Source organism: Peribacillus sp. NPDC006672, from assembly GCF_050274955.1.
GTDB lineage: Bacteria > Bacillota > Bacilli > Bacillales > DSM-1321 > Peribacillus.
Map to the genome: position 1 here is coordinate 242,238 of NZ_JBNNOR010000003.1, position 20,483 is coordinate 262,720.

21 protein-coding genes and 1 tRNA gene are annotated in these 20,483 nt (G+C 42.1%); 21 read left to right on the forward strand and 1 reads right to left on the reverse strand.

Annotation, left to right across the window (positions count from 1 at the left end; genetic code table 11):
• Window positions 1-229 precede the first annotated feature (229 nt).
• From ACQKKK_RS07045 to ACQKKK_RS07115, 15 genes are all read left to right on the forward strand, one after another.
• Complete coding sequence (locus ACQKKK_RS07045; protein ID WP_427615118.1) at window positions 230-1,417, forward strand: ATP phosphoribosyltransferase regulatory subunit; 1,188 nt, start codon at window positions 230-232, stop codon at window positions 1,415-1,417.
• On the forward strand, window positions 1,407-2,039 hold the full coding sequence (gene hisG, locus ACQKKK_RS07050) for an ATP phosphoribosyltransferase (protein WP_427615120.1): 633 nt from the start codon (window positions 1,407-1,409) through the stop codon (window positions 2,037-2,039). The genes ACQKKK_RS07045 and hisG overlap by 11 nt, the downstream gene beginning before the upstream one ends.
• Window positions 2,040-2,052: 13 nt before the next feature.
• The gene (gene hisD, locus ACQKKK_RS07055; RefSeq protein ID WP_427615122.1) at window positions 2,053-3,333 is read left to right on the forward strand and encodes a histidinol dehydrogenase; all 1,281 of its coding nucleotides are present in this window, start codon (window positions 2,053-2,055) and stop codon (window positions 3,331-3,333) included.
• 104 nt (window positions 3,334-3,437) lie between these two features.
• The gene (hisB, locus tag ACQKKK_RS07060; protein WP_427615124.1) at window positions 3,438-4,025 is read left to right on the forward strand and encodes an imidazoleglycerol-phosphate dehydratase HisB; all 588 of its coding nucleotides are present in this window, start codon (window positions 3,438-3,440) and stop codon (window positions 4,023-4,025) included.
• The gene (gene hisH, locus ACQKKK_RS07065) at window positions 4,026-4,658 is read left to right on the forward strand and encodes an imidazole glycerol phosphate synthase subunit HisH (protein WP_427615125.1); all 633 of its coding nucleotides are present in this window, start codon (window positions 4,026-4,028) and stop codon (window positions 4,656-4,658) included. It abuts the gene before it with no gap.
• Window positions 4,655-5,389 (forward strand): 1-(5-phosphoribosyl)-5-[(5-phosphoribosylamino)methylideneamino]imidazole-4-carboxamide isomerase, encoded by a 735-nt coding sequence (gene hisA / locus ACQKKK_RS07070; RefSeq protein WP_427615127.1) that lies wholly within the window; start codon window positions 4,655-4,657, stop codon window positions 5,387-5,389. Before hisH ends, hisA begins: the two co-directional genes overlap by 4 nt.
• Complete coding sequence (gene hisF, locus ACQKKK_RS07075) at window positions 5,390-6,148, forward strand: imidazole glycerol phosphate synthase subunit HisF (protein ID WP_427615129.1); 759 nt, start codon at window positions 5,390-5,392, stop codon at window positions 6,146-6,148.
• Window positions 6,145-6,801 (forward strand): bifunctional phosphoribosyl-AMP cyclohydrolase/phosphoribosyl-ATP diphosphatase HisIE, encoded by a 657-nt coding sequence (hisIE, locus tag ACQKKK_RS07080; protein WP_427615130.1) that lies wholly within the window; start codon window positions 6,145-6,147, stop codon window positions 6,799-6,801. The genes hisF and hisIE overlap by 4 nt, the downstream gene beginning before the upstream one ends.
• Window positions 6,802-7,032: 231 nt before the next feature.
• Window positions 7,033-8,535 (forward strand): tetratricopeptide repeat protein, encoded by a 1,503-nt coding sequence (locus ACQKKK_RS07085; protein ID WP_427615131.1) that lies wholly within the window; start codon window positions 7,033-7,035, stop codon window positions 8,533-8,535.
• A gap of 102 nt (window positions 8,536-8,637) precedes the next feature.
• The gene (gene trxB / locus ACQKKK_RS07090; protein ID WP_427615133.1) at window positions 8,638-9,585 is read left to right on the forward strand and encodes a thioredoxin-disulfide reductase; all 948 of its coding nucleotides are present in this window, start codon (window positions 8,638-8,640) and stop codon (window positions 9,583-9,585) included.
• A 549-nt stretch (window positions 9,586-10,134) separates the two neighbouring features.
• On the forward strand, window positions 10,135-10,593 hold the full coding sequence (locus tag ACQKKK_RS07095) for an NUDIX hydrolase (protein ID WP_427615306.1): 459 nt from the start codon (window positions 10,135-10,137) through the stop codon (window positions 10,591-10,593).
• A 42-nt stretch (window positions 10,594-10,635) separates the two neighbouring features.
• Window positions 10,636-11,535, forward strand: coding sequence for an RNase adapter RapZ (rapZ, locus tag ACQKKK_RS07100; protein ID WP_427615135.1), 900 nt, complete (start codon window positions 10,636-10,638; stop codon window positions 11,533-11,535).
• Complete coding sequence (locus tag ACQKKK_RS07105; RefSeq protein WP_427615136.1) at window positions 11,525-12,511, forward strand: gluconeogenesis factor YvcK family protein; 987 nt, start codon at window positions 11,525-11,527, stop codon at window positions 12,509-12,511. The genes rapZ and ACQKKK_RS07105 overlap by 11 nt, the downstream gene beginning before the upstream one ends.
• A 67-nt stretch (window positions 12,512-12,578) precedes the next feature.
• Window positions 12,579-13,532 carry a DNA-binding protein WhiA gene (whiA, locus tag ACQKKK_RS07110; RefSeq protein WP_427615137.1) on the forward strand — a complete coding sequence of 318 codons (954 nt, stop codon included), beginning with the start codon at window positions 12,579-12,581 and terminating at the stop codon, window positions 13,530-13,532.
• A gap of 20 nt (window positions 13,533-13,552) precedes the next feature.
• On the forward strand, window positions 13,553-13,810 hold the full coding sequence (locus tag ACQKKK_RS07115) for an HPr family phosphocarrier protein (RefSeq protein WP_061465555.1): 258 nt from the start codon (window positions 13,553-13,555) through the stop codon (window positions 13,808-13,810).
• 105 nt (window positions 13,811-13,915) lie between these two features.
• On the opposite strand, the gene clpP is transcribed toward ACQKKK_RS07115, so the two are convergent.
• Entirely contained in the window at window positions 13,916-14,524 is a 609-nt protein-coding gene (gene clpP / locus ACQKKK_RS07120) for an ATP-dependent Clp endopeptidase proteolytic subunit ClpP (RefSeq protein WP_427615139.1), read from the reverse strand.
• Window positions 14,525-14,809: 285 nt separating this feature from the next.
• On the opposite strand from clpP, the gene ACQKKK_RS07125 reads away from it, so the two are divergent.
• The 6 genes from ACQKKK_RS07125 (at window position 14,810) to ACQKKK_RS07150 (ending at window position 20,451) form a co-directional block, all read left to right on the forward strand.
• A tRNA-Arg gene (locus ACQKKK_RS07125) sits at window positions 14,810-14,881 on the forward strand.
• Window positions 14,882-15,209: 328 nt separating this feature from the next.
• Window positions 15,210-16,547 (forward strand): RNA polymerase factor sigma-54, encoded by a 1,338-nt coding sequence (gene rpoN, locus ACQKKK_RS07130; RefSeq protein WP_427615140.1) that lies wholly within the window; start codon window positions 15,210-15,212, stop codon window positions 16,545-16,547.
• Between the two features lie 14 nt (window positions 16,548-16,561).
• Window positions 16,562-16,804, forward strand: coding sequence for a glutaredoxin family protein (locus tag ACQKKK_RS07135; RefSeq protein ID WP_427615142.1), 243 nt, complete (start codon window positions 16,562-16,564; stop codon window positions 16,802-16,804).
• A 140-nt stretch (window positions 16,805-16,944) separates the two neighbouring features.
• Entirely contained in the window at window positions 16,945-17,979 is a 1,035-nt protein-coding gene (locus ACQKKK_RS07140) for a sugar-binding transcriptional regulator (RefSeq protein WP_427615143.1), read from the forward strand.
• Between the two features lie 32 nt (window positions 17,980-18,011).
• On the forward strand, window positions 18,012-19,019 hold the full coding sequence (gene gap / locus ACQKKK_RS07145; protein ID WP_427615145.1) for a type I glyceraldehyde-3-phosphate dehydrogenase: 1,008 nt from the start codon (window positions 18,012-18,014) through the stop codon (window positions 19,017-19,019).
• Window positions 19,020-19,266: 247 nt separating this feature from the next.
• A complete protein-coding gene (locus ACQKKK_RS07150; RefSeq protein WP_427615147.1) occupies window positions 19,267-20,451 on the forward strand; it encodes a phosphoglycerate kinase in 1,185 nt (394 codons plus the stop codon).
• Window positions 20,452-20,483 lie beyond the last annotated feature (32 nt).

Below are 20,483 nucleotides of genomic sequence, written 5' to 3' on the forward strand. Positions count from 1 at the left end.
ACCATATTAGCGAACTAAAGTAATTTAATAGATTATTGTGAGTATTTATATGATTATGTCATTTTATTTGATAATATTTTTATAGGTTATCTGAAATTTGGATTTAAGCCTGCAATCTTGGAAACATAAAGGGATACAAAAGGGAATTATGGCAAAGACATTGGTTTTTGCCTATAGGAGGACCGATTGGATATATATAGTAATTAATATTTCAAAAGGAAGTGCAGTCGTGACGAAGCCATTTATGTTTGAGAAACCATTAGGTATGAGAGATACATTGCCGGTGCTGTATGAAACGAAAGTGACGGCCAGAAATAAAATGAGTGATGAAATCAAGAAGTGGGGTTATCAATTTATTGAAACGCCTGCTTTGGAATATTATGAAACAATTGGTGAGGCTTCGGCAATTTTAGATCAGCAATTGTTTAAACTTCTTGATTCTCAGGGACATACGCTCGTACTGCGTCCCGAGATGACAGCCCCCATTGCACGAGTCGCAGCATCCAAATTATTAAAACAGCAAATTCCGCTTCGCCTGGCCTATTCTGCGAATGTATATCGGGCACAGCAGCGTGAAGGAGGCCGGCCGGCAGAGTTTGAACAGATTGGTATTGAGTGTATCGGAAATAAGTCCATAAGTGCAGATGCTGAAATGATTGCCCTGCTTGCGGATGTTCTAAAGGCTGCCGGTCTTCAGGAATTTAAGATTTCCATTGGACATATCGGATTTTTACAAGAATTTTTCTTAAGCATTCTAGGTACGGAGGCAAGAGCCTCTATATTAAGGAAGTTTTTATATGAAAAGAATTATGTTGGTTTTCGGGAGCATGTAAAATCGCTGCCGCTTTCATCCATTGATAAACAGCGGCTTATCGAATTTACCTCCTTAAGAGGCAGTGAAGGCACCCTTAAAAAGGCGCTAGGGTTGGTTGAAAATAATAAAGGACAAGATTCTTTGGCTGAACTGAAGCAATTGTCAGCGCAGTTGAAAGAATTTGGCGTCGATCAATATGTTAGCTTCGACTTAACATTGGTCAGTCATATGAGTTATTACACAGGAACTTTATTTGAAGTGTATGCGGGACATGTGGGTTCGCCAATCGGCAATGGTGGACGGTATGATAATCTGCTTGAAAAGTTCGGCTGGAATGCTTCTGCCACAGGTTTTGCAATCCGGATGGATCACCTTGCCGAAGCTCTTGGGGAGCCGATGCAGCCTGTCGCACCGGAATGTATTTTATTCAGTCCCGAACGGAGATTGGAAGCAATTGAATTTGCAAGAACAAAACGATCCGAAGGAAAATTAGTAACAATTCAAGATATTACAGTGGTTCAAAATGTCGATGCTTTTACAAGAACATTTTCTGAAGTGCATTTATTTGTTGGGAATGGAGGGAATGGAAAAGATGAAAAGTAGCTTTTTAACGATTGCGATGCCAAAAGGGAGAATATTTGAAGAAGCGGCAGAGCTATTAAGAAGGGCCGGTTTTCGTCTCCCTCCTGAGTTTGATGATTCCCGGAAATTGATCCTTGAAGTGGAAGAGGAGAATCTGCGTTTCATTTTAGCTAAACCGATGGATGTCGTAACCTATGTGGAGCACGGCGTTGCTGACATTGGAATTGCAGGGAAGGATGTCATGTTGGAGGAAGAACGTGATGTATATGAGTTACTTGATTTGAAAATCAGTGCCTGCTACTTAGCCGTGGCGGGTCTGCCTGGTACTAAAATAAGTGACATCGCCCCCAAAATAGCCAGTAAATATCCGAATGTTGCCTCCAGTTACTTTCGCGAGCAGGGAGAACAAGTTGAGATTATTAAGTTGAATGGGTCTATTGAGTTAGCACCGTTAATTGGTTTAGCTGAACGAATCGTGGACATCATTTCAACGGGACGGACATTGAAGGAAAACGGTCTCGTAGAATATGCAAAAATAGCCGATGTGACTTCTAGGCTGGTGGCAAACCCTGTCAGCTATCGAATTAAAGAAGCAAGGATTACTGAAATTGTGGATCGGCTAGCAGGAATTATTGAAGAGTAAAGGAGGTGTACGTATGAAAATAGGACGGTTTGCAGAAGGGATTTCACTGAAACGTTCAGTTGATGCAGGTACTGCCGATCAAAGAAAAGCGGTTCAGGATATTATTTATGATGTCAGGAAAAGTGGGAACGCTGCTTTAAAAAGCTATACTGAACGTTTTGATGGTGTCAGTCTAGAAGAATTACTTGTATCGGAACAGGAAATGGAAGAAGCAGCAGCGTCCATGACTCCGGAGCAGCTTGATATTATTCAAGAAGCAGCAACTAATATTCAATTGTTTCACGAGAAACAAATTCGAAATTCATGGTTTATGACTGATGATACTGGAACGATGTTAGGACAAAAATTAACACCTCTTGATGCTGTGGGCGTTTATGTACCTGGGGGCACAGCGGCGTATCCTTCGTCTGTACTGATGAATACGCTGCCTGCTAAGGCAGCGGGAGTGGAACGGATCGTTATGGTATCTCCTCCGGGGAAAGATGGGAAGTTATCACCGGCGGTTTTGGCAGCTGCCAAAATTGCCGGAGTTACGGAAATCTATAAAGTTGGCGGGGCTCAGGCCATAGCCGCTCTTGCTTATGGGACGGAAACTATAAAAAAAGTCGATAAAATAGTTGGACCGGGAAATATTTATGTGGCGCTAGCGAAGCGGGAAGTATTCGGAGATGTCGCCATTGATATGATTGCGGGACCAAGTGAAATAGCGGTATTGGCGGACGAATCCGCCAACGCCGCAGAAGTTGCGGCTGACTTGCTATCACAGGCAGAGCACGATACTCGTGCTTGCAGTGTTTTGGTGACTACGTCAACATCCCTTGCGGAAGAAGTGGCCGCAGAAGTGACCAAGCAGGTGGCGTTACTACCACGCCATGATATTGCCTCAGCAGCCATAAGGGACTATGGAAGAATTGTTATCTGCGGGAATATGGCAGAAGCTATTGATGCCATAAATGAACTTGCACCGGAACATTTGGAAATTGTGACCGATGATGCACTTGAAGTCATGGCTAAAATCCGCCATGCCGGGGCAATCTTCATTGGCTGCTTTAGTTCGGAGCCTGTAGGGGATTACTTTGCAGGTCCCAATCATGTGTTGCCTACCAATGGAACCGCCCGTTTTTCCAGCCCGCTGAATGTCGATGATTTCCAAAAGAAATCGAGCATCATCATGTATAGTGAAACGGCCTTCCGCAAAAATGCAGAAAAAATTGCTGCATTTGCCCGTATGGAAGGACTTGAGGCTCATGCCCGTGCCATCGAATCACGGGGTGTGAAAAAATCCGAGAAATAATGTCTGAATCCTTACGAAATAAAGAAAAATACTGAAATATAGACTTTTGATATGCTTTTGACATCTTGGGAAAAGGGGTCTTACCCCGATGAGGAGGAGTTGTAATGGAACGTTTTGCTAGTGTGGAGCGAAAGACGAACGAAACGGAAATCAGTTTGAAGTTTGGTGTGGATGGTGAAGGTAATTCCTCCATTAAGACGGGCGTTCCGTTTATGACCCATATGTTGGATTTGTTCACGAAACATGGGAAGTTTGATTTGACTGTAGATGCAAACGGAGATACAGATGTGGATGATCACCATACAACTGAAGATATTGGCATTTGCTTGGGTCAAACGTTATTGGAGGCCCTTGGAGACAAGCGCGGGATAAAACGTTACGGAAATGCTTTCGTACCTATGGATGAAGCACTCGCCCAGGTTGTCATCGATTTAAGTAATCGTCCGCATTTAGAGTTCCGGGCTGAGTTTCCTTCACAAAAGGTTGGTACTTTCGATACTGAACTGGTGCACGAGTTTCTTTGGAAATTCGCTCTTGAAGCCAGGATGAACCTGCATGTAGTCGTTCATTACGGTCACAACACACATCATATAATCGAAGCTATATTCAAAGCGCTAGGACGGGCATTGGATGACGCTACGACCATCGATCCACGGGTCAAAGGCATCCCTTCAACGAAAGGAATGTTGTAAATGATCGGGATTGTCGATTACGGCATGGGGAATTTATTTTCTGTAAGTAAAGGGCTGGAGCGTCTTGGTGCCGATTCATTCATTTCCGATGACCCTGAAGAACTCTCAAAGTCGAAAGGGATCATTCTCCCCGGCGTTGGCTCTTTCAGGGATGCCATGGGTCTTTTGGAAAAACAAAAGCTAGATGAATTCCTGAAGGAATATGTAGCAGGTGGGGGTTATCTATTAGGCATCTGCCTTGGTATGCAGCTTCTCTTTGATGAAAGTGAGGAAAATGGACCAACAAAAGGATTATCGCTCATCCCGGGTAAAGTGGTTCGTTTTAAGGGAGTGGATGTGAATGACCAGGTTTATAAAGTGCCGCACATGGGCTGGAATCGTCTTGAATTTAAAAACTCGTCACCAGTGAATGTTGGGCTGGAAGAGGAACATGTTTATTTCGTCCATTCTTATTACGTCGATACGGATGTATCATTTATTACCGCTTCAGCGACGTATGATGTGGAAGTGCCGGCGATCGTCGGTAAAGGGAATGTATTCGGCATGCAGTTCCATCCGGAAAAAAGCGGGCAGATGGGCATGTCACTCTTGAGAAATTATCTGTCATTAGTAGGAGGGAAGGAAAGAGCATGAGCAACTTTACTATTTACCCGGCGATTGATATGCGCGGAGGCAAGTGCGTCCGCTTAATCCAGGGAGATTACAATCAGGAAACCGTTTATGGCGATTCCCCCTTCGATATGGCTAAAAGCTTTGCAGACCAAGGAGCCGATTGGATACATATGGTCGACCTTGACGGAGCTAAAGAGGGAGTACGTATCAATGATTCATATGTGATCAGGGCCGCAAAGGAGTTAGGGGCTAGCATCCAAATCGGCGGCGGTATCCGCACGGAACGGGATATAGCCCATTATCTGGATAATGGAGTGGAACGTGTCATTCTAGGCAGTACGGCCGTTTCAGACCCTGTTTTCACTAAAGATATGCTTAAGAAATATGGAAGTCATATCGCAATCGGGATAGATGCGAAGGATGGCATGGTTGCAACGCATGGTTGGCTTCAAACGTCTGGAACCCTTGCGATAGATCTTGGCAAATTACTGGCCGATGCTGGTGCAGAGACCTTTATCGTGACTGATATCGCGACAGATGGCATGCTTTCAGGTCCGAATGTGAAAGGTATATTGGCGATGGCGGAGGCAACTGGTAAAAACGTGATCGCTTCAGGAGGCATTAGTTCACTCGAAGACCTTATCACCCTCAAAGAGTATGAAGCTCAAGGCATTGCAGGGGCAATCATTGGCAAAGCGATTTATACCAATCGCTTTACTGTAGAAGAAGCACTAGAAAAGGTGCGTGGTTAAATGCTCACTAAACGAATTATTCCATGTCTCGATGTAAAGGATGGGCGTGTAGTTAAAGGTATACAATTTGTTTCCCTTAGGGATGCTGGAGATCCGGTCGAACTTGCATCCTTTTACGACCAAGAAGGTGCCGATGAGCTTGTCTTCCTGGATATTTCCGCATCACATGAAGGCAGGGAAACGATCGTCGACGTCGTTCAAGCGGTAGCGGGCAGCTTGGCAATCCCGTTCACGGTGGGCGGTGGCATAAATTCATTGGTGGATATGAAGAAGATCTTACGAGCCGGTGCCGATAAGGTATCCTTAAATACAGCTGCCATTCTGCGGCCTGATTTAATTAATGAGGGTTCTGATTATTTTGGGGCCCAATGTATCGTGGTCGCTATAGACGCCAGATATGACGAAGAGATTGGATCATGGCGCGTATACACCCACGGCGGTCGAAAACCGACTGAATGGGAAGTGATCGCGTGGGCGAAGGAAGCCGTAATCCGCGGTGCAGGTGAAATTTTATTGACTAGCATGGATTGTGATGGGGAGAAACAAGGGTTTAATATCGCTTTAACAAAAGCAGTATCTGAAGCTGTTTCGGTGCCGGTCATCGCCTCGGGGGGTGCAGGAAACGCGGGGCATTTCCAGGAAGCTTTTGAAGAAGGTAAAGCGGATGCAGCATTAGCCGCATCAATTTTTCATTATAAAGAAACATCCGTCAAAGAAGTTAAAGTGTTTCTCAAACAACAAGGAGTGGTTGTACGATGAATCTTGAAACTATTAAATACGACGATAAAGGTCTAATACCGGCAATCATTCAAGATGCTGGAACCGGCGAAGTGCTGACACTTGCTTACATGAACCAAGAATCGCTGCAATTGTCGATTGAAAAAGGTGAAACGGTCTTCTTCAGCCGTTCGCGCAATGAATTATGGCATAAAGGGGCGACCAGCGGCAATACCCAGAAAATCATCGAAATGAAGTATGACTGCGATCAAGATGCATTGGTGGTTCGAGTCGTTCCTGCAGGTCCAGCGTGTCATACAGGGGCAACAAGTTGTTTTAGCAAATCGATTTACCAAAACAATGAAGCTGGACAAGCCATGCAGGCGAATGTGACTTTCTTGACGGAATTAGAAAAATTGATTGAAAAAAGAAAATCGGAAATGCCTGAAGGTTCATATACAACCTACTTATTCGAAAAAGGCGTTGATAAAATCCTGAAAAAAGTCGGTGAAGAGGCCGCGGAAGTGATCATTGCTGCTAAAAACCGCGATGCAGAGGAACTTTCCATGGAAAGTGCCGATCTCCTTTATCATTTATTCGTTCTTCTTCAGGAACAGGAATTGCCTTTCCAAGCGGTGCTTGATGTATTGAAGGCTAGACATTCCGATAAGGATGATCCAAAAGAAACTGAATGAATGGTAAAATCCCTCCGTCAATAGGAGGGTTTTTTTTACTTTAAAAGGACTTTTGTTTGTATTTTCGAATACGATCAGCAATCTTGACCCCCCATTTGACTAGGAATATACTTCAATTTTTTCTTAAAGAAAGCATGGTGATTCCTGTTTTCCATTTTCTTGAATTGTTCGGCAAATTTAGTCCAATATGTTATAATACTATGGTTAATCAACTTGTAGATGGAGGATTACATGAGTAAAGACTCTAAATTTGGCCAACAGGCAAAAATTCTAACTTTTCACCCAACAGGTGAGTATTATTTCACCAAGGGTTTAAAAGCTTATCATAGACGAGAACTACCCAAATCAAAAAAATACCTGGAACGTGCGCTGGAACTTGAACCTGCAGAACCGATGATAGCCTGTCAATTGGCAATTACATGCTCAGAAATCGGTGAATATAATTATTCAAACAACCTTTTGGAAAACATCTTGGATGTGATGGATCCCTATATGTCGGAATGTCATTACTTCCTGGCAAATAATTATGCCCACTTAGGCATGTTCAAGGAGGCATACCGTCACGCCAGTGCTTATCTTGATAAAGAAGAAGACGGGGAGTTCAGCGATGACGCAGAAGATCTGCTTGAATTGATAACTTTTGAGTCGGATGAGTCAGAAGAAAATCTCTTTAAGCATGATGGGCTCATTACCAAACAGGAAAAAGCCCGCGAGTATCTGGAATCAGGGAATTTCCCGAAGGCAATCGAAGTACTGAAAGAAACGATTGCTGAATACGAGGATTACTGGTCCGCTTATAATAATCTAGCACTTGCCTATTTCTATCTCGGTCAAGTAAATGAAGCCTTTGAAACACTGGATGGGGTACTGGAAAAAAGTCCGGGAAACCTGCATGCGCTTTGTAACCTTGTTGTTTTTCATCATTATCAACAGGATGAAGAAAAGGTTGAAGAGCTCATACAGATGCTGGAGAAAATTCGGCCGATGCTATCCGAACATCGTTTCAAGCTTGGAGCGACCTTCGCATTGATCGGAAATTACGCATCTGCATATAAATGGCTAAAAGTATTACAAAAGCAGGGATTTGAAGGAGATGGAACCTTCTATTATTGGCTTACTATCTCCGCTTTCCACTTAGGTCATGAACAGGCTGCCAGAAAGGCATGGAAAAAGGTCGTGGAAATGAACCCGGAAAAGGAAGGCATGGAGCCATGGGGAGATATGAATGCGACTTCAGATGGTTTTGAACATCATTTTCCTTCTATTATAAAAAGGCTGGAAAGCGAATTCATTGAGGAAAGGCTGTTTGCCATTTTCCTTCTGAAGCATTCCGTCCATAAACAGAAGCTACTGAAAAACCAGGTCCTCAACCTAAATCAGAATTTCACTGATTTGGAACGTGATTATGCAGATCTTGTGCAAGCTCCTGCTAAAGATCGCCAATTAACACCGATTGATTTTGCCGATCGCACAGCTGAGTTATTATATCAGCATTTCCAACCGATACAATTAGATGAAGCCGGGCTCTATTTAATGTGGTTTTCCGTCTTTATCGAGGCGGTGAAATCCGAGCAGAAGCTAAACAATCCAGCAGGCTGGGCATCTGCGGTGGAGTACGTGTGGAATCAGCTTAAAAATGAGAAGGCAAGCAAACAGGCAATCGCGGACAAACATTTCATTTCTGTGTCCACCTTATCGAAGTACGTAAAATTGGTTCAAACCCTTCTGGGGTGAGCATATATTTGGACGAAAAATTATTTGTTATATAGGATAATAGGTAGGGAACACTAACCGTAGTGAAGGTTCCATTTTAATGGAATATGGAGGAGTGAGAACATGTCTGAAAAAATTTATGACGTTGTTATTATTGGTGCTGGCCCTGCAGGGATGACGGCGGCTGTCTATACATCACGTGCGAACCTTTCAACATTGATGTTAGAACGCGGAGTACCTGGCGGGCAAATGGCCAATACAGAGGAAGTTGAAAATTATCCTGGTTTCGACACAATCCTCGGACCTGAACTTTCAACTAAAATGTTTGACCATGCAAAGAAATTCGGTGCGGAATATGCTTATGGGGACGTTAAGGAAATTATTGACGGTGAAGAGTATAAAACGATCAAAGCCGGTTCCAAGGAATTTAAAGCACGTTCAATCATTATTTCATCGGGTGCCGAATACAAGAAAATCGGCGTTCCTGGCGAAAAGGAATTGGGCGGCCGCGGTGTATCGTATTGTGCTGTTTGTGATGGAGCATTCTTCAAAGAAAAAGAACTGTTCGTTATCGGCGGAGGGGACTCTGCTGTTGAAGAGGGAGTGTACTTGACCCGCTTTGCTTCAAAAGTGACGATCGTTCACAGACGTGAAGAACTTCGTGCTCAAAAGATTCTTCAAGATCGTGCGTTTGCTAATGAGAAAATTAACTTCATCTGGAATCATACTTTGAAGGAAATCAATGAAAAAGGCGGCAAAGTAGGCGGTGTCACTCTAGTTTCCACTGTAAACGGAGAAGAGACAGTGATGGATGCAGACGGGGTATTCATTTATATCGGAATGCTTCCTTTAACTAAACCATTTGAGAACTTGGGCATCTTGAATGCTGCAGGCTATGTTGAAACGAATGATCGGATGGAGACACACGTCCCGGGTATTTTTGCAGCTGGTGACGTTCGTGAAAAAACATTGCGTCAAATCGTTACAGCTACAGGTGATGGAAGCATTGCCGCTCAATCCGCTCAGCATTATGTTGAGGAACTTCAAGAAAAATTACAACCAAAGGCTTGATTGGACAAAAGTTCACACTTCGTAATTCGGTTTTAACGATGTTGTAACACGTGTGAAATAATGATTGTGTATAGTAGGGGTAGAAAGTTGACCCCCTTTAATTATAAACGTTTGAGGACACAGATTAAGTATCTGTGTCCTTTTTTTTGTGTCATGCTTTAAGACTATATCCTTAGTTCCAATTTTTAGGTAAATTTTTATTACTTGGAATGTGAAGTAAGCCATCTCTTTGAATTTAGGCAGGGAAAGTGGAGAAGAATAGGAGTTAAGCAGGAGACAAAGACTTACTCAGTGATTCCTTGCGAATGAATATTCCCCCAATGCAGGAAGTTTCCTTTATTGTTAGCTCATTTCAAAAATAGTATAATGATAAGATATACTAAACATAACTGTCAAAAGGTAATAAGATGTAAAATACAACTTGTTTGAACTATTAGCATTTGAAAATCGCCAAATGGATATCCGCAGTTTAAGGATATAAACTGAATCTCTTCAAGAAGAAGGGGGAAGGTTTCTATAGTCGAGCAGAGGCCAATTGAGGTGAAGAACGTGCAGCGTGTCACAAACTGTGTATTGATTAAGGATGATCAAATCCTCTTATTGAAAAAACCTAGACGCGGATGGTGGGTAGCCCCAGGCGGCAAGATGGAGCCTGGTGAATCTATACGTGATGCTTGTATTAGAGAATATCGCGAAGAAACAGGAGTTTATTTGAAAAACCCTTCCATTAAAGGTATTTTCACCTTCATTATGAAGGACGGGGATAAAGTTTTATCAGAGTGGATGATGTTCACTTTCTTTGCGACGGATTCAGATGGTGTCAATGTGGATGTTTGTGAAGAAGGGGAACTTAGCTGGCATCCGGTTGATGATGTTAAAAAGCTGAAAATGGCTGAGGGTGATTTTCATATTCTGGACTATATGGTTCATGGAAGTGGAATCATTTATGGAACGTTTACCTATACGCCTGAGTTTAAGTTACTCTCTTATCGATTAGATCCAGGTTAATATTCAATATAAAAAAGATGCTATATATGGGGGCGGAGAACTATGAGTACAGGGGAGATGAATGAAACGCAATTGGTCATCATAACCGGAATGTCAGGAGCAGGCAAGACAGTGGCGGTTCAAAGCTTTGAAGACCTCGGCTTTTTTTGCGTCGATAATTTGCCGCCCACGCTATTGCCAAAGTTTTTGGAGTTAATGAAGGACTCCGGGAATAAGATGAATAAAGTGGCTCTTGTCATGGACTTGAGGGGAAGAGAGTTTTTTGATTCCTTATTTCTTGCACTGGATAAATTAACGGAATCAGCGGCAGTATCACCAAGAATCCTTTTTCTTGAAGCTGATGATGATTCCTTGGTACGCAGGTATAAGGAAACGAGAAGGACCCATCCCCTTGCTCCATTAGGCCGGCCATTGGAAGGCATTAAAATGGAACGGGAACTTTTGGACGAATTAAAGGGAAGGGCTCAGTTGATCTTTAATACTTCACAACTGAAACCGCGCGAATTGCGGGAGAAAATCGCTTCGGAATTTTCTGCGGATAAAAGTGTAGGTTTCACAGTCAATGTCATGTCCTTCGGGTTCAAGCATGGTCTGCCAATAGATGCCGACCTCGTGTTTGATGTACGTTTCCTGCCAAATCCATATTATATTGATCATATGAGGCCAAAGACTGGTTTGGAGCAGGAAGTGTCAAGTTACGTTTTAAAATGGAGTGAGACTCAAAAGTTCTTGGAAAAGGTAACCGACCTGCTTGCCTTCATGCTTCCCCATTATAAACGCGAAGGGAAAGCACAGCTTGTCGTTGCGATTGGGTGTACAGGCGGTCAGCATCGATCTGTAGCATTGACGGAATATATTTCAAACCACTTCAAAAAGGATTACAGCGTTCAAGTATCACATCGCGATATCGAAAAAAGTAAGGGGAAAGCAGATGTTAGATAATAAGAAGCAACCTAAGGTTGTGATCATTGGAGGGGGAACCGGCCTTCCCGTTTTGTTAAGGGGTTTAAAGAAGCATCCAGTGGATATAACGGCAATCGTCACGGTAGCTGATGATGGCGGAAGTTCGGGTCGCCTTCGCGAGGATATGGATATCCCCGCGCCAGGTGATATTCGTAACGTTCTAGCTGCGTTATCGGATGTAGAGCCTCTTGTTGAACAAATGTTTCAACATCGCTTTCAGAGTAAAAATGAGCTATCCGGGCATTCGCTTGGGAATTTGATTCTGGCGGCAATGACCTCGTTGACCGGAGATTTTGTCCATGCTATCCAGGAAATGAGTAAATTCCTTAATGTCCGTGGTAAAGTGCTCCCGGCTGCCAACCAAAGTGTGGTTCTCCATGCGGAGATGGATGACGGAACGATTGTTACAGGAGAATCCAAGATCCCCTTTTCAGGAAAGAAAATAAAAAAAGTATTCCTGTCTCCTCAACATATAAAGCCGCTCAGTGAAACCCTCCAGGAAATCAAGAATGCAGATCTTATTGTCATCGGTCCAGGAAGCTTATATACTAGCATTCTGCCTAACTTACTTGTCCCGGGCCTAGGGGAGGAAGTTGGCCGCTCCAAGGCTAAGAAGGTGTACATTTGCAATTTGATGACACAAGCCGGCGAGACGCTGGATTATAGCGCGAGCGATCATATAAAAGCTATATATGACCATATGGGAAATGCATATATTGACAGGATACTGGTTAATAATGAGGAAATACCGACCGAGATTCAGCAACGTTATCAAGCTGAATATGCCAAACCGGTCATGTATGATGTGGAAAGTTTAAAACGAATGGGTCTTGAAATCATACAAGAACGCATTTTCAGCTATGAAGGAAATGTAATACGCCATGACACGAAAAAAGTGGCGGATTTGCTTTATAATATGCTTGTAAATGAAACAAAAAGCCACATAGTTCCGTAGATATAAGCGGGGACGGTTTTTTGATTGATAAAAATAGATTACCTGCGTTCGATTGGGGGTGAAATGGATGTCTTTTGCTTCAGAAACGAAAAAAGAGCTTACTACATTAGAGGGAAAGGATTGCTGCGGAAAAGCGGAATTGTGTGCGCTTATCCGGATGAACGGATCCCTTTCATTTTCTAATCGAAAGCTTGTCGTGGATATTCAAACTGAGAATGCTGCGATTGCCAGAAGGATTTATACGCTGCTGAAAAAAAGTTATGAGGTCCAGGTCGAGCTTTTGGTCCGTAAAAAGATGAAGCTTAAAAAAAATAATGTTTATATTGTCAGGATGTCATCTGGAGGGCAGCGGGTTTTAACCGATTTGGAAATTTTAGGCGACGGCTTTGAAATTCTCCATGCTATATCCGACACTATTGTTGGGAAGAAATGCTGTAAGCGTTCATACCTAAGAGGTGCATTTCTTGCGGGAGGTTCGGTGAATAACCCGGAAACGTCTTCCTATCACCTTGAGATTTTCTCACTTTATAAAGAGCACAATGATGCCCTTTGTGAGCTAATGAATAAGTTTGGCTTGAAGGCCAAGACGCTTGAACGCAAAAAAGGGTACATCATTTATTTGAAAGAAGCCGAAAAGATCGCTGAGTTTTTAAGCATAGTTGGTGCCCATTCAGCCTTATTAAGGTTCGAGGATGTACGGATTGTCCGTGATATGCGTAATTCAGTAAATCGACTTGTGAATTGTGAAACAGCCAATTTGAACAAAACGATTGGTGCCTCATTGCGCCAGGTTGAAAATATCCATTACATTGAGGATACGGTAGGACTAAACATTTTACCAGATAAGCTCCGGGAAATTGCAGAGCTTAGGGTAGCATTTCAAGATATAACCTTAAAAGAACTTGGAGAAATGGTATCAGGAGGAAACATCAGTAAGTCAGGGATTAATCACCGATTACGCAAGATTGATGAAATAGCTGACAGGCTCCGTGGGGGAGAGGCTATTGCTGCGAAAAAATAAAGCTAACAGGGGAGATCAAGATGGTGGAAAAACAAGTTGAAGTAAAACTGAAAACAGGTTTGCAAGCTCGGCCGGCCGCTCTTTTTGTACAAGAAGCTAACCGCTTTCATTCGGATGTTTTTCTTGAAAAAGAAGGAAAAAAAGTGAATGCGAAAAGTATCATGGGATTAATGAGCCTTGCCATCAGTTCTGGCGTGTCCGTTAAGTTAATCGTCGAAGGACGCGATGAAAAGGAAGCAATAGAGGCATTGGAAGAGTTCATTCAGCAAGAGGGATAAAAAAGGAGGATGCCGACAAGCATCCTCTTATTTTTTTATAGTTTTCACATAATAGAAAAAGGACTCAAAAGTCGCTTAATGCAACTTTCGAGTCCTTTTGTATTATTATTTAGAGTCTTTTTTATCTTCAAGATTGCTGCGAGTGATTACTTTGTCAATTAAGCCATATTCAAGAGCTCTTTCAGAGGTCATGAAGTTATCACGTTCCGTATCTCTTTGTAGGACTTCAATAGGTTGGCCAGTACGTTCTGCCAAGATTTGGTTCAGCTTATCTTTCAAGTGAAGGATACGGCGGGCAGCAATTTCAATTTCCGTTGCTTGACCTTGGGCTCCTCCAAGTGGTTGGTGAATCATGACTTCACTGTTTGGCAACGCATAACGTTTGCCCTTTTCACCAGCAGCCAATAGGAATGCACCCATGGAAGCGGCCATACCGATGCATACAGTGGATACATCAGGTTTGATATATTGCATAGTATCGTAAATGGCCATACCGGAAGTAATGCTTCCACCTGGGCTGTTGATGTATAAAGTGATATCTTTTTCAGGATTTTCTGCTTCTAAAAATAGTAATTGAGCAACAATTGAGTTGGAAACATTATCGTCAATTCCACTTCCTAGCATAATGATCCGGTCTTTTAATAAACGGGAGTAAATATCGTAGGCACGCTCCCCACGACTTGTTTGTTCGATAACTGTAGGAATTAAATTCATGTTCATTTCCTCCTTCGATTAAGAGAATCATTTAAATTCTTTATGTATGTATGATACACTTTTTGGTCAATTTAGGTCAAACAAAACAAACCCTATAATGGATAATTTGTTCGACAATTTTCTGGCATGTCCCCTTCCCGATTAGATTTATTTATAATTATGCCGCACAGGGATGAATTTCCACATTACCCATAATACCCAAAAGGTGAAGTTTTAAACCTGATAACCCTTGCAAAGGATGGGATTCTATCATATAATGAAGTCTGTCGAAAAAAATTTTATTTCGCCCTCGTAGTGCAACGGATAGAACGCAAGCCTCCGAAGCTTGAAATGCAGGTTCGATTCCTGCCGAGGGCATTACCAATCTCCTGCTTAATAAAGTAGGGGATTTTTTATTGGTCAATTCGATGAAAGGCATCAAATAATTCCTTGCGATTTTTGATGGATTTACTCGATTTTCGTAAAATTCCATCGAATCCTGGAATTTCACTCCCTGCCTCAAACTATTCACCCCTACCATTGAAAAATGGTGATTTTTCAATAAAAGTAGTTGTTAAAATCGCATTTCTAACATATAGTATTTAAAACAAATACACTATTCAGAAAAAAACGTAAGCGTTTTCATGGGTTTTTGTGTAGAATTTTCTCCTGATAATGTAAAATGGAGTGGGGGAGGGATGAATCGATGAGCATGAATATGAAAGCAGGACTTTTTCAACAGCAAACATTAAAGATGGCAATGACCCAGGAGCTTATGCAAGCAATTACATTGCTGCAATACTCCTCACAGGAGCTATCGGCATTCTTAGAAAATAAAATGGTGGAAAATCCATTACTGTCCCTAGATCAGCCAACATCTTCTTTATTTCAGCCAACCTTTGACCGGAAAAAGGGAAAACGGACTCTTAAAAATACGTATGATGCCAACTATTGGATTGAACAAATCAGTGAAGATACATTATCGCTTGAACAGCATGTCATGTCCCAGGTGAATCACCAGCAACTTTCCGGTGAACAGCAGAAGGCGATGCTGCTATTAATTCATAATCTCGATGAAAACGGTTACTTAAGGACTCACCTGGAGGATATATGTGTTCCAGGCATATCTTCAGTCGTTTTGGAAGAGAGCCTTTCGATTTTACAGCAACTTGAGCCGCATGGAATTGCAGCTAGGAATCTTCAAGAGTGCCTTTTACTTCAGGTAAAAGCAGAAGGGGTGAATCTGCTGGCAGAATCGATCATAGAAAACCATTTCCTCGATTTTGCTGAAAAGCGTTGGAAGGACTTAAGTAAGAGAATCGGTGTTACAATGAAGGAGATTCAAGAAGTCTTTGATTATGTCCAGACGTTAAACCCGCGTCCAGCTTCACTCTTTTTTCAGGAAAAACCTTCTTATATAGTGCCGGATGTGGTCGTGGAGGTTCGTGATGGGGTATTGCTTGTAGGGAATTATGATGGCAACTCACCCAATCTTAATGTGGATAAAGGGTATTTAAACCGAATGAAGAGCCATAAGGACCAGGGAGTGCAAAAGTTCATCCAGGATAAGTGGCAGGAATACCAATGGATCTCTAGAGGGATACAACAGAGAAAAGAAACGATATTGAAGGTTATTCAGTGCATCGTCGAAAAACAGCCGGCTTGCTTTCATCATGGCCTGAACTATTTGAAGCCGATGACGATGAAAGAAGTCGCCGACGAGCTTGGCATACATGAATCCACAGTTAGCCGGGCCGTTAAAGGAAAATATGTGCAGACACCATTTGGCACAATAGAGATGCGGATATTTTTCACTACTTCTTTACAGTCAGTCGGCCTTGATGAGGATATGTCGGGCATGCAAGCAAAAAAAGGCCTTCAGGCAGCCATCAATGGTGAAAATAAACAAAAGCCGCTATCGGATCAAGACTTGGCAGAACGATTGAAAATGAAGCATGGAATTATACTGGCACGCCGAACGGTCGCCAAATACCGGGAACAATTGGGGATTCCTTCTTCTTCTAAACGAAAAAGATATGATTGAAAAGGATGAGTGGTTTGGAATCAAATGCATTTGTTTTATATAGTAGGGAAAAATGTCCATTATGTGATAAAGCCAAGCAAATACTTGAAGAAGTGAAATTCGAGTCAGGCATAGGGTATAAGGAAATCGATATCCATACCGATGATGATTTGCTTGAGAAATTCGGATTGATGATCCCTGTTGTAGAATGGAAAGATGATATCGTTCAATTCGGAAATGTTGATAAATCAGCTTTAAATAGGCTTGTGGAAAAATAATTTTTCAAATCATTTGAAGAAACATTCCGTTCCTGCTAGAATAAAATATGTAGCAGGAATATTTTTTTTGGTTTAGGTGGGACAGCAAACGACTATGCGGGACATTATGTGTCCAACTTAACTTTTTAGGAGTTTTAAATATGCGTACATTACTCGAGGTACAAAGAAAATTATTACCTGATTTCCTTATGGCTATGCAAAAAAGATATGATATCCTGCGTTATATCAAAATGATGCAGCCAGTTGGAAGGCGAAGTCTGGCCGTGAGCCTTAATTTGACTGAGCGGACGCTTAGAAGTGAGGTTGATTTTCTGAAAAGTCAGAACCTGGTTAACATATTCAGTTCTGGTATGACGCTGACTGATGAAGGGATTGAAATCCTCGATAAGTTAGAAGGAATAATGCGTGAAGTAATGGGTATAGACATAATGGAGCGGCAATTGCAGGATTTGTTACATGTGGATGAGGTCATTATTGTCTCAGGAAATTGTGACGAAATCCCATGGGTGAAAAAAGAATTGGGTAAAGCTTGTGCAAACCGTATGAAAAGAGAATGGAACTCAAAGAATATCATTGCGGTTACTGGTGGATCGACAATGGCCGAAGTGGCTAATTCGTTGTCACCTGATGAAGCTTCGAAGAAATTGACATTTGTCCCAGCCCGCGGGGGAATTGGTGAAGCAGTGCAAAACCAGGCTAATACGATTGTCGAAAGAATGGCACAGAAGGCGCATGCCTCTTACAGAGTGTTATATGTACCCGATCAATTAAGCGGTGAGGTTTACGCTTCCTTCATGAAGGAACCTGCAATTAAAGAAGTGATTTCCCAAATCAAATCTGCCGATATGATCATTCATGGAATTGGTGATGCCATGGCGATGGCAGAGAGAAGAAATTCTTCGCCAGAAATGTTAAAGAAGCTGTTAGATGGAAATGCTGTAGGAGAGGCATTCGGTTATTATTACGATGAAAACGGAAAAGTTGTTCATAAGGTTTTGACAGTCGGCATCCAGTTAGATGATCTTAGCCCTGAAAAGCGAGTGATAACTGTGGCAGGTGGAAAAACTAAGGCCAAGGCTATCCGTTCTTACATGAAAGGCGCGCCTTCATCGACCGTTTTGATCACGGATGAAGCGGCAGCCCAAGAGTTAATTCAGGGGAATTACACCCCTTAATATATTTGCGAACTTAAAAGGAGGAATTTTTCATGGCAGTAAAAGTTGGAATTAATGGTTTTGGACGTATTGGACGTAATGTATTTCGTGCAGCATTGAGTAATCCTGAGGTAGAGATTGTGGCTATTAACGACTTAACGGATGCTAATATGTTAGCGCACCTTCTTCAATATGATTCAATTCATGGATCTCTTAATGAAAAAGTAACGGTTGATGGGGATTACCTTGTTGTTGATGGTCATAAAGTCAAAGTATTGGCTGAACGTGATCCTGCACAATTAGCATGGGGTGAACTGGGAGTAGAAGTAGTGGTTGAATCTACAGGACGTTTCACAAAACGTGCGGATGCTGCTAAACATTTAGAAGCTGGTGCGAAAAAAGTAATCATTTCAGCTCCTGCATCCGATGAAGACATCACAATCGTCATGGGTGTAAACGAAGAAAAATATGATGCAGCAAACCACCATGTAATCTCTAATGCTTCATGTACAACGAACTGCTTAGCGCCATTTGCTAAAGTGCTTCAAGAACAATTCGGAATTAAACGCGGTATGATGACAACTGTTCACTCATATACAAATGATCAGCAAATCCTTGATTTGCCTCATAAAGATTATCGCCGTGCTCGTGCAGCGGCTGAGAATATCATTCCGACAACTACTGGGGCAGCAAAAGCTGTTGCACTTGTCCTTCCTGAACTTAAAGGGAAATTGAATGGTATGGCAATGCGTGTACCTACTCCAAACGTATCTGTTGTCGATCTTGTTGCAGAACTTGAAAAAGACGTAACGGCTGAAGAAGTGAATGCAGCATTTAAAAAGGCTTCAGAAGGCGAACTAAAAGGAATTCTTGAGTACAGCGAACTTCCGCTAGTATCAGGTGACTATAACGGAAACCCATCATCATCTACAATTGATGCCCTTTCCACAATGGTAATGGAAGGAAACATGGTTAAAGTATTATCTTGGTATGATAATGAAACTGGATATTCCAGCCGTGTTGTTGATTTAATCGACTATTTGGCTAAAAAAGGATTGTAATTAGAATAATAAAAAAACCTCACCAGAGTGGGGTTTTTTTTATCACACCTCTAAAAAAACTTGGCAGAAGATGATATTATTAGTTAGTCATTAATCAGTCAAGCGTTTACATTTCTTGTTTTTGGATAATTTCCTGGAAACCGACTATAATGAAAAAGAGAAAAGGGGAGTTGGGATATTTACCCTCTCCCTTTTTGATTAAATGAATCAAAAATAAGATAACAATATCTAAGGAGGTTCTTGGATTATGAATAAAAAGTCGATTAAAGATATTGAGTTAAAGGGGAAACGCGTATTTTGCCGTGTTGATTTCAACGTCCCGATGCAGGACGGAAAGATTTCGGATGATACGAGAATCAAAGCTGCACTGCCGACGATTTCCTATCTGACGGAACAAGGCGCTAAAGTCATTTTAGCCAGCCACCTTGGCCGTCCTAAAGGACAAGTCGTTGAAGAATTGCGTTTAGCTCCTGTTGCGGAAAGACTAAGTGAACTTAGTGGCAAAGATGTGCAAAGGGCTCAAGAAGCTTATGGTGAATCGGTTCAATCAATCATTGATAACATGGAAAATGGCGAAATCCTGTTGTTGGAGAACGTTCGTTTCTATCCGGGGGAAGAGAAGAACGATCAAGAATTGGCGAAGTCATTTGCTGCACTGGCGGATGTATATGTAAATGATGCATTCGGAGCTGCACATCGTGCACATGCGTCAACTGAAGGGATAGCACACCATCTTCCAGCTGTTGCCGGATTATTGATGGAAAAGGAACTTTCTGTACTGGGAAAAGCCCTATCCAATCCAGAACGCCCTTTTACAGCTATAATTGGCGGAGCAAAAGTAAAGGATAAGATAGGCGTTATCGAAAACCTTTTGGAAAATGTCGATCACTTGATTATTGGTGGTGGACTAGGGTATACATTTATTAAAGCGCAAGGTCATGAAATCGGTAATTCTTTATTGGAAGAAGACAAAATAGAATTGGCCAAATCTTTCATCGAAAGTGCAAAGGAAAAAGGCGTAAAATTGCATTTGCCTATTGATGCAGTTGTAGCAGCTGAATTCTCACCTGATGCAGAGTCAGAGAATGTTGATATCGATGCTATTCCAAATGATAAAATGGCTTTGGATATCGGTCCAAAAACTAGTGAATTATTTGCGGATGTTATTAAAGGCTCCAAGCTTGTCATATGGAACGGACCGATGGGTGTATTCGAGTTCGATAAGTTTGCGAATGGAACGAGAACGGTTGCTGAAGCATTGGCGGAAGCAAAAGATACGTACAGCATTGTAGGCGGAGGGGATTCAGCCGCAGCTGCTGAAAAGTTTGGCTTAGCAGAAAAGATGTCCCATATTTCAACTGGCGGCGGTGCATCACTTGAGTTCATGGAAGGCAAAGAATTGCCTGGCGTTGTGGCCTTGAACGATAAATAAGCGTAAACCGTTACATATTTCAACTTTAGAAG

Bases quoted from the DNA above. Each gene is read 5' to 3' on its own strand.
- hisG (WP_427615120.1), top strand. From the start codon at position 1,407: ATGAAAAGTAGCTTTTTAACGATTGCGATGCCAAAAGGGAGAATATTT.
- hisD (WP_427615122.1), top strand. From the start codon at position 2,053: ATGAAAATAGGACGGTTTGCAGAAGGGATTTCACTGAAACGTTCAGTT.
- hisB (WP_427615124.1), top strand. From the start codon at position 3,438: ATGGAACGTTTTGCTAGTGTGGAGCGAAAGACGAACGAAACGGAAATC.
- hisH (WP_427615125.1), top strand. From the start codon at position 4,026: ATGATCGGGATTGTCGATTACGGCATGGGGAATTTATTTTCTGTAAGT.
- hisA (WP_427615127.1), top strand. From the start codon at position 4,655: ATGAGCAACTTTACTATTTACCCGGCGATTGATATGCGCGGAGGCAAG.
- hisF (WP_427615129.1), top strand. From the start codon at position 5,390: ATGCTCACTAAACGAATTATTCCATGTCTCGATGTAAAGGATGGGCGT.
- hisIE (WP_427615130.1), top strand. From the start codon at position 6,145: ATGAATCTTGAAACTATTAAATACGACGATAAAGGTCTAATACCGGCA.
- ACQKKK_RS07085 (WP_427615131.1), top strand. From the start codon at position 7,033: ATGAGTAAAGACTCTAAATTTGGCCAACAGGCAAAAATTCTAACTTTT.
- trxB (WP_427615133.1), top strand. From the start codon at position 8,638: ATGTCTGAAAAAATTTATGACGTTGTTATTATTGGTGCTGGCCCTGCA.
- rapZ (WP_427615135.1), top strand. From the start codon at position 10,636: ATGAGTACAGGGGAGATGAATGAAACGCAATTGGTCATCATAACCGGA.
- ACQKKK_RS07105 (WP_427615136.1), top strand. From the start codon at position 11,525: ATGTTAGATAATAAGAAGCAACCTAAGGTTGTGATCATTGGAGGGGGA.
- whiA (WP_427615137.1), top strand. From the start codon at position 12,579: ATGTCTTTTGCTTCAGAAACGAAAAAAGAGCTTACTACATTAGAGGGA.
- ACQKKK_RS07115 (WP_061465555.1), top strand. From the start codon at position 13,553: ATGGTGGAAAAACAAGTTGAAGTAAAACTGAAAACAGGTTTGCAAGCT.
- clpP (WP_427615139.1), bottom strand. From the start codon at position 14,524: ATGAATTTAATTCCTACAGTTATCGAACAAACAAGTCGTGGGGAGCGT.
- rpoN (WP_427615140.1), top strand. From the start codon at position 15,210: ATGAGCATGAATATGAAAGCAGGACTTTTTCAACAGCAAACATTAAAG.
- ACQKKK_RS07140 (WP_427615143.1), top strand. From the start codon at position 16,945: ATGCGTACATTACTCGAGGTACAAAGAAAATTATTACCTGATTTCCTT.
- gap (WP_427615145.1), top strand. From the start codon at position 18,012: ATGGCAGTAAAAGTTGGAATTAATGGTTTTGGACGTATTGGACGTAAT.
- ACQKKK_RS07150 (WP_427615147.1), top strand. From the start codon at position 19,267: ATGAATAAAAAGTCGATTAAAGATATTGAGTTAAAGGGGAAACGCGTA.